Source organism: Daejeonella sp. (genome assembly GCF_049655485.1).
Lineage (GTDB): Bacteria > Bacteroidota > Bacteroidia > Sphingobacteriales > Sphingobacteriaceae > Daejeonella.
In genome coordinates this window covers 1-8,384 of sequence record NZ_JBASJU010000215.1, presented here as the reverse complement: position 1 = coordinate 8,384, position 8,384 = coordinate 1, and the positions used below count along the sequence as shown (strand labels likewise).

Sequence of the window (8,384 nt, the reverse complement as noted above, 5' to 3'; positions counted from 1 at the left end):
ATCCTTACTAAGGACGATGCAGTAAACAGCGGTGATTATACTATTATATATAATACATTACAGAAAGATACTTCCAACTCTGAAAAAGAAGCTGTGGAGCACATCTATCGCCAATTGCGTAACGCAGAACCACCTGATGAAGAAACAGCTCGTGGTATCATCGACCGCTTGTTCTTCTCTGATAAGAGATATGACCTTGGGGACGTTGGCCGTTACCGTATCAATCGTAAGCTTAAGTTAGCTACACCTGTAGAAACTAAAGTCCTTACTAAGCAAGATATCATTGCCATCGTTAAATACTTGATCAAATTGATCAACTCCAAAGCTGAGGTGGATGATATTGATCACTTATCAAACCGTCGTGTTCGTACAGTAGGCGAGCAGTTATATGCACAGTTTGGTGTTGGCCTTGCACGTATGTCTCGTACTATTCGTGAGCGTATGAACATCCGTGACAACGAGGTGTTTACACCAACTGACCTTATCAATGCTCGTACACTATCTTCTGTGATCAACTCGTTCTTCGGAACGAACCAGTTATCACAGTTCATGGATCAAACCAATCCTCTGGCAGAGATTACGCACAAGCGTCGTCTGTCAGCCTTAGGCCCAGGTGGTCTGTCGCGTGAGCGTGCAGGTTTTGAGGTTCGTGACGTTCACTACACCCACTATGGTCGTTTGTGTACTATTGAAACTCCTGAGGGACCGAATATTGGTTTGATTTCATCACTTTGTGTGCATGCGAAGATCAATAATTTAGGTTTCATTGAAACTCCTTACCGTAAGGTTGATGCCGGACGTGTAGTTGTTGAGGAGCCGGTTATCTACCTTTCTGCAGAAGATGAAGAAGGTAAGACTATCGGACAGGCAAGTGCCTTGTATGATGATAAAGGTAATTTTGAAACGCCGCATGTTAAAGCGCGTTACGAAGGTGACTTCCCGGTAATTGAGCCAACTAAGCTTGATTTGATGGATATAGCACCAAACCAGATTACTTCAATCGCTGCGTCACTGATTCCATTCCTGGAACATGATGATGCTAACCGTGCATTGATGGGATCGAACATGCAACGCCAGGCCGTACCATTGTTACGCCCTGAAGCCCCAATTGTAGGAACCGGACTTGAAGGACGTGTTGCACGTGATTCTCGTACTTTGATCAATGCAGAAGGAACAGGTGTTGTAGAATATGTTGATGCGAATGAAATCCGTATACGTTACGAAAGAAATGAGGACGACGTTCTTGTATCTTTTGAAGGAGAGGTTAAATCATACCGCTTGATTAAATTCAAGAAAACCAACCAAAGCACGTGTATCAACTTGAAGCCTATCGTAAGAAAAGGACAGAAAGTTACAAAAGGTCAAGTACTTTGTGAAGGATACGCGACCCAGGATGGTGAGCTAGCTCTTGGTAGAAACCTTAAAGTGGCATTCATGCCTTGGCAAGGGTTCAACTTTGAGGATGCGATTGTAATCTCTGAGCGTGTTGTTTCACAGGATATATTCACTTCACTTCATATTGAAGAGTTCGAACTTGAAGTTCGTGACACCAAACGTGGAGAAGAAGAACTTACACCAGATATTCCTAACGTTTCTGAAGAAGCGACTAAGGACCTGGATGAGAATGGAATTATCCGTGTGGGAGCTGAAATTAAAGAAGGTGATATCCTAATCGGAAAGATCACTCCAAAAGGAGAATCTGATCCATCACCGGAGGAAAAACTTTTACGTGCCATCTTTGGTGACAAAGCAGGTGATGTGAAAGATGCTTCACTTAAAACTCCGCCGTCAATACACGGTGTGGTTATCGATACTAAACTATTCTCACGCGCTAAGAAAACTACTAAGCCGGAAGAGAAAGTGATGATCGAGAAGTTAGATAACAGACATAACAAAGCAACCAAGGAATTGAAAGAGACCTTGATTGATAAATTGTTCACCATTGTGAATGGTAAAACTTCGCAAGGTGTTTACAATGTTTACAAAGAACTTTTGGTAGCGAAAGGTGTGAAGTTCACACAGAAAATCCTTACTGAATTAGAGTTCGCAAACGTAAACCCTACAAAGTGGACAACTGATGAAGACAAGAACGAACTGATCAAACAAACCCTTCACAATTACAACATTAAGCTTAACGAAGAGCTTGGTGCGTATAAGCGTGATAAGTTTGCAATCAGCGTAGGAGATGAGCTTCCATCAGGAATTGTACAAATGGCTAAAGTTTATGTTGCTAAAAAACGTAAGCTGAAAGTTGGAGATAAGATGGCTGGACGTCACGGTAATAAGGGTATTGTTGCCCGTATCGTTCGTGATGAGGATATGCCATTCCTTGAAGACGGAACTCCGGTTGATATCGTGTTAAACCCGCTGGGTGTACCATCACGTATGAACCTTGGACAGATCTACGAGACTGTGTTGGGATGGGCTGGTAAAGAACTTGGAATGAAGTTCGCTACGCCAATTTTCGACGGAGCTTCTCATGATGAGGTTGAAGAGTGGGTTGCTAAAGCAGGTGTACCAACATCAGGAAGAACTTATTTATACAATGGTTTAACTGGTGATCGTTTTGACCAACAGACTACAGTGGGTATTATTTACATGCTGAAATTAGGTCACATGGTTGACGATAAGATGCACGCGCGTTCAATCGGACCATACTCATTAATTACACAACAGCCATTGGGTGGTAAAGCACAATTTGGTGGTCAGCGTTTTGGTGAGATGGAGGTTTGGGCACTTGAGGCATTTGGTGCTGCTAACATACTTCAGGAGATATTAACAGTTAAGTCTGATGACGTTGTAGGGCGTGCAAAAACCTACGAAGCGATCGTTAAAGGTGAAAACCTTCCAACACCTTCAGTTCCGGAATCATTCAATGTATTGGTTCATGAGTTGAGAGGTTTGGGATTGGATATCACATTAGACTAGTTGTTAGTTGTTGGTTGTTAGTTGTTGGCCTCGGTCGCACTAACAACTAACAACGAACAACCAACAACAAAATAAAGAGCTATGTCTTACAAAAAGGATAATAAAATCAAAAGTAATTTCACCTCGATTACCATTAGTTTGGCGTCGCCGGAATCTATTCTGGAGCGTTCAAGCGGTGAGGTGTTAAAACCGGAAACTATCAACTACCGGACTTACAAACCTGAGCGTGATGGCTTATTTTGCGAGCGGATTTTCGGTCCTGTAAAGGATTACGAATGTCATTGCGGTAAATACAAGCGTATCCGTTATAAAGGTATTGTCTGCGACCGTTGCGGGGTTGAAGTAACTGAAAAGAAAGTACGTCGTGAGCGAATGGGGCACATTAATTTGGTGGTTCCTGTTGCGCATATCTGGTATTTCCGTTCCCTTCCGAACAAAATAGGTTATCTTCTTGGATTGCCAACTAAGAAACTTGACCTTATAATTTATTATGAGCGTTATGTAGTTATTCAGGCTGGTCCAAAAGAAGCTGACGGTATCCAGAAAATGGACTTCCTTACAGAGGAAGAATATCTGGATATCTTGGATACTTTACCAAAAGAAAATCAATACCTGGACGATAAAGATCCAGAGAAATTCATCGCTAAGATGGGTGCTGAAGCACTTCAGGATCTGTTAGGCCGATTAGATCTTGATCAGCAGTCGTATGACCTTCGCCACCAGGCAGCTACTGAAACTTCACAGCAACGTAAGACTGAGGCTTTAAAACGTCTTCAGGTTGTTGAAGCATTCCGTGGTGCAAATACTCGTATCGAGAACAATCCGGAATGGATGATCGTTAAGATTGTTCCTGTTATTCCACCTGAATTAAGGCCTCTCGTTCCACTCGAGGGTGGTCGTTTTGCTACTTCCGATTTGAATGATCTTTACCGTCGTGTGATTATCCGTAACAATCGTTTGAAACGTTTGATTGAGATCAAAGCGCCCGAGGTTATCTTACGTAACGAGAAACGTATGCTTCAGGAGTCTGTCGATTCGTTATTCGATAACTCACGTAAAGTAAACGCTGTTAAGACTGAAGGTAACCGTGCATTGAAATCTCTTTCAGATATCCTGAAAGGTAAACAAGGACGTTTCCGTCAAAATTTATTAGGTAAACGTGTGGATTATTCAGCACGTTCTGTAATTGTTGTAGGACCAAACCTGAAACTACACGAGTGCGGATTACCTAAAGACATGGCTGCAGAGTTGTTCAAACCATTTATCATTCGTAAGATGATCGAAAGAGGAGTGGTGAAAACGGTAAAATCAGCTAAAAAGATCGTTGATCGTAAGGACCCGATAGTTTGGGATATCCTTGAAAACGTTTTGAAAGGTCACCCGGTACTACTAAACCGTGCACCAACGCTTCACCGTTTGGGTATTCAGTCTTTCCAGCCTAAGCTGGTAGAGGGAAAAGCAATTCAATTGCACCCATTAGTGTGTACTGCATTCAATGCGGATTTTGACGGTGACCAGATGGCGGTGCATTTACCGTTAGGTAATGCTGCGATTCTGGAAGCCCAAATGCTGATGCTTGCTTCACATAACATTCTGAACCCTGCAAATGGTACACCAATTACGGTTCCATCTCAGGATATGGTTTTGGGTCTTTATTATATCACTAAAGGCCGCAGAACTGATGAAACACGTGTAGTTGTTGGTCAGGATCAAACTTTCTATTCACCTGAAGAGGTAATTATCGCTTATAATGAGCGCAAGCTTGATCTCCATGCTTTCATTAAGGTTAAAACCAATGTGAAGGATAAAGAAAGTGGGCAGATCAATAACAAGCTTATTGAAACTACTGTAGGACGCGTTCTGTTTAACCAGAGAGTTCCTGCTGAAGTTGGATATATTAATGAATTATTAACCAAGAAATCACTTCGTGATATCATTGGTGAAGTGGTGAAAACTACTGGTATGGCACGTGCTGCACAATTCCTTGATGAAATTAAGGAGTTAGGTTTCCAAATGGCATTCCAGGGTGGTCTTTCGTTTAATCTTCAGGATCTTAACATCCCGGCTGAAAAAGCACAGCTTATAAGCCAGGCAAGTAAGGAAGTTGAAGAAGTAATGAATAACTACAATATGGGTTTCATTACCAACAACGAGCGTTACAATCAGATTATTGATATCTGGACCCGTATCAACAATCGCCTTACTGCGAATGTGATGAACCAGTTATCAAGCGATAACCAAGGGTTTAACTCGGTTTACATGATGCTTGATTCTGGAGCACGTGGTTCTAAGGAGCAGATTCGTCAGCTTTGTGGGATGCGTGGTTTGATGGCGAAGCCTCAGAAATCGGGTTCAGGAGGTGAAATTATCGAAAATCCAATCTTATCTAACTTTAAAGAGGGATTATCGGTACTTGAATACTTCATCTCTACCCACGGTGCACGTAAGGGTCTCGCCGATACGGCTTTGAAAACTGCGGATGCTGGTTACCTGACCCGTCGTTTACATGATGTTGCTCAGGATATGATCGTAGGTGAAACAGATTGCGGAACTCTAAGAGGTATTTATACGACTGCATTAAAAGATAATGAGGATGTTGTTGAACCATTATACGATCGTATTTTGGGTAGAACAAGTCTTCATGACGTATATGATCCATTGAATAACGAACTTCTTGTTCCGGCAGGAATGGATATTGAAGAGCATATTGCAGTTAAGATCGAGAATTCTGCCCTTGAGGGTATTGAGATCCGTTCGGTTCTAACATGTGAAAGCAAGCGTGGTGTTTGTGCTCTGTGTTATGGACGTAACCTTGCAACTGGTAAACGTGTTCAGATGGGTGAAGCTGTCGGTGTAATTGCTGCACAGTCAATCGGTGAGCCGGGAACACAGTTAACACTTCGTACATTCCACGTGGGTGGTACTGCATCAAACATTGCTGCAGAATCTCAGATCGTAGCTAAGTTTGATGGTGTTATCGAATTTGAGAATGTGAGAACTGTTAGTCATCAAACTGAAGATGGACCACTTGAGGTTGTTTTAGGACGTTCAGGTGAGTTCAGGATCGTTGAGCCAGGCACAAACAAAATGATCATGGCGAACAACATCCCTTACGGAGCATATCTGTATGTTAAGGATGGTGATAAGATCTCTAAAGGAGATAAGATTTGTAGCTGGGATCCATATAACGCAGTTATTATTTCCGAATTTGAAGGTAAAGCGGAATTTGAAGCGATCATTGAAGGTATTACCTTCCGTGAAGAATCTGATGAGCAAACCGGTCACAGGGAGAAAGTTATTATCGATACCCGTGACAAAACCAAAAACCCTGTTATCCGTGTAGCGGATAAGAAAGGTAATGGTCTTAAAGGATATAACATCCCGGTAGGAGCACACATTGCAGTTGAAGAACACGAAGCTGTCAAAATGGGGCAGATCATTGCTAAGATTCCTCGTTCGACAGGTAAAACAAGGGATATCACGGGTGGTCTTCCACGTGTGACGGAATTGTTCGAAGCGCGTAATCCTTCGAATCCTGCAGTTGTAACTGAAATTGATGGTGTTGTAACTTTAGCCGGAGTTAAACGTGGTAACCGTGAGATGTCAATCGAATCGAAAGACGGACAGATCAAAAAATACCTTGTTCCATTGTCTAAGCACATCCTTGTGCAGGATAATGACTTCGTCAAAGCAGGTATGCCATTATCTGACGGATCGATTTCACCTGCTGATATCCTTTCAATTAAAGGCCCTGCAGCAGTTCAGGAATATCTTGTTAATGGTATCCAGGAGGTTTACCGTTTGCAGGGTGTGAAGATCAACGATAAGCACTTTGAAACCATCGTTCACCAAATGATGCAGAAAGTGATGATCGAGGATGCTGGTGATACACGTTTCCTTGAGAAAGAACTTGTTGACCGTTGGGATTTCCAATTGGAAAATGATGAAATCTATGACAAACGCGTTGTTACCGAACCAGGTGATTCAACTAACCTGAAAGCAGGTCAAATCATATCTGTGCGTAAATTGAGAGATGAGAATTCAGTTCTTAAGCGTAAAGACATGAAACTTGTTGAAACCCGCGATGCTATTGCGGCTACTTCAAGTCAAATGCTTCAGGGTATTACCCGTGCATCGTTGGGTACTAAATCGTTTATATCAGCGGCTTCCTTCCAGGAAACAACTAAGGTATTGAATGAGGCGGCGATCAGTGGTAAACGTGATAACTTGTTAGGATTGAAAGAAAACGTGATCGTTGGTCACTTAATTCCTTCAGGAACAGGTTTACGTCACTACGAGCGGATCATCGTTGGTTCTCAGGAAGAGTACGATAAATTATTAGCATCAAAACAGGAAGAAGTAGAAGCTTAGTCCTTTGCCGATAACTAAATTATAAGCCCCTGATTTGATCAGGGGCTTTTTTATTTGGTGTGGAATTGTTAAATTGGAATGCAATTAAAGAGAAGAATGTTTCTACTTTAAGTATTAGCTGATGAGTGTTTCCGAAATTCGATTATATCAAATTCTTAAAGAACGGTTGGGTGAAAAGGAAGCCGAGGAACTGGTTTATTTTATTAGTTCTGAAGTTAAAAACGAGTTTGATAGTAGGAGGGAAGTCTTTGCGACAAAAGTGGATCTATCAGATGTAAAAACTGAACTAATGAGATCTATATATATTGTAGGTTTAATTCAGTTTCTGGCCATCACAGGGGCTGTGATAGGAATCGTAAATTTTATAATAAAATAAAAGAAATACATTCATCTGTTAAAGTCCTCTCTTACCGTGAGGACTTTTTTTATTTTTACATCATGGAAGAGCAACACCCCGAAAATCAGTTAAATATCGAACTTTCTGAAGAAGTCGCAGAAGGGATCTATTCAAACCTGGCCATTATAACGCATTCTAATACAGAGTTTGTGTTAGACTTCGTTCGTGTGATGCCCGGTGTGCCGAAGGCCAGGGTGAAATCCAGGATCGTTTTGACGCCGGAACATGCAAAGAGGTTTATGAGAGCCCTTGAAGATAATCTTGAAAAATTCGAAGCAATCAACGGTAGGATAAAGATCAACGAAGATCCACCTGCATTTCCTATGAATTTTGGCGGGCCTCCCGCACAAGCCTAGATGAGAAGGCATCTAAATAAGCTGGTATTTGGTAATCAGGCCGTAAAAAAGCATGATCAGTGGCCACATATAGCCCATTTCGATAAGATTAAAGACGTCTGGCACAATTCCCATTACAGCGATTTTGGAATTGAGCGGGTGTTTAGGTTATTTCTGGTTGCTTCGAAAGTGTTTTTTCCAGGTGTATATTTGGAGTACGTAGACAGAAATTCTTCTTATCATCAGAGGAAAATTAGAGGTGAACTTTATGTCATCTTTAAAACAGCATTGCCCTTTGCAATTCTATATTTCGGATTATGGGATCATATGTGGCTTTTTATTTTCAATATATA

At 41.7% G+C, this 8,384-nt stretch carries 5 protein-coding genes; all 5 read left to right on the top strand.

The genetic code is table 11. From position 1 onward, the window contains the following. Positions 1-2,928, top strand: a 2,928-nt coding sequence (gene rpoB / locus WBJ10_RS09125) for a DNA-directed RNA polymerase subunit beta (protein WP_424289514.1), incomplete at its 5' end; no start/stop codon positions are given. A gap of 81 nt (positions 2,929-3,009) precedes the next feature. Further along, on the top strand, positions 3,010-7,299 hold the full coding sequence (rpoC, locus tag WBJ10_RS09120; RefSeq protein ID WP_424289512.1) for a DNA-directed RNA polymerase subunit beta': 4,290 nt from the start codon (positions 3,010-3,012) through the stop codon (positions 7,297-7,299). A 121-nt stretch (positions 7,300-7,420) separates the two neighbouring features. Continuing rightward, positions 7,421-7,675: a hypothetical protein gene (locus WBJ10_RS09115; RefSeq protein WP_424289510.1), complete on the top strand. Its 255-nt coding sequence runs from the start codon at positions 7,421-7,423 to the stop codon at positions 7,673-7,675. A gap of 62 nt (positions 7,676-7,737) precedes the next feature. Then, positions 7,738-8,052 (top strand): DUF3467 domain-containing protein, encoded by a 315-nt coding sequence (locus WBJ10_RS09110; RefSeq protein WP_424289508.1) that lies wholly within the window; start codon positions 7,738-7,740, stop codon positions 8,050-8,052. Continuing rightward, the coding region (locus WBJ10_RS09105; RefSeq protein ID WP_424289506.1) for a hypothetical protein at positions 8,053-8,384 on the top strand (332 nt) is incomplete at its 3' end.

Coding starts and splice junctions, on each gene's coding strand:
- rpoC (WP_424289512.1), top strand. CDS start 3,010: ATGTCTTACAAAAAGGATAATAAAATCAAAAGTAATTTCACCTCGATT.
- WBJ10_RS09115 (WP_424289510.1), top strand. CDS start 7,421: ATGAGTGTTTCCGAAATTCGATTATATCAAATTCTTAAAGAACGGTTG.
- WBJ10_RS09110 (WP_424289508.1), top strand. CDS start 7,738: ATGGAAGAGCAACACCCCGAAAATCAGTTAAATATCGAACTTTCTGAA.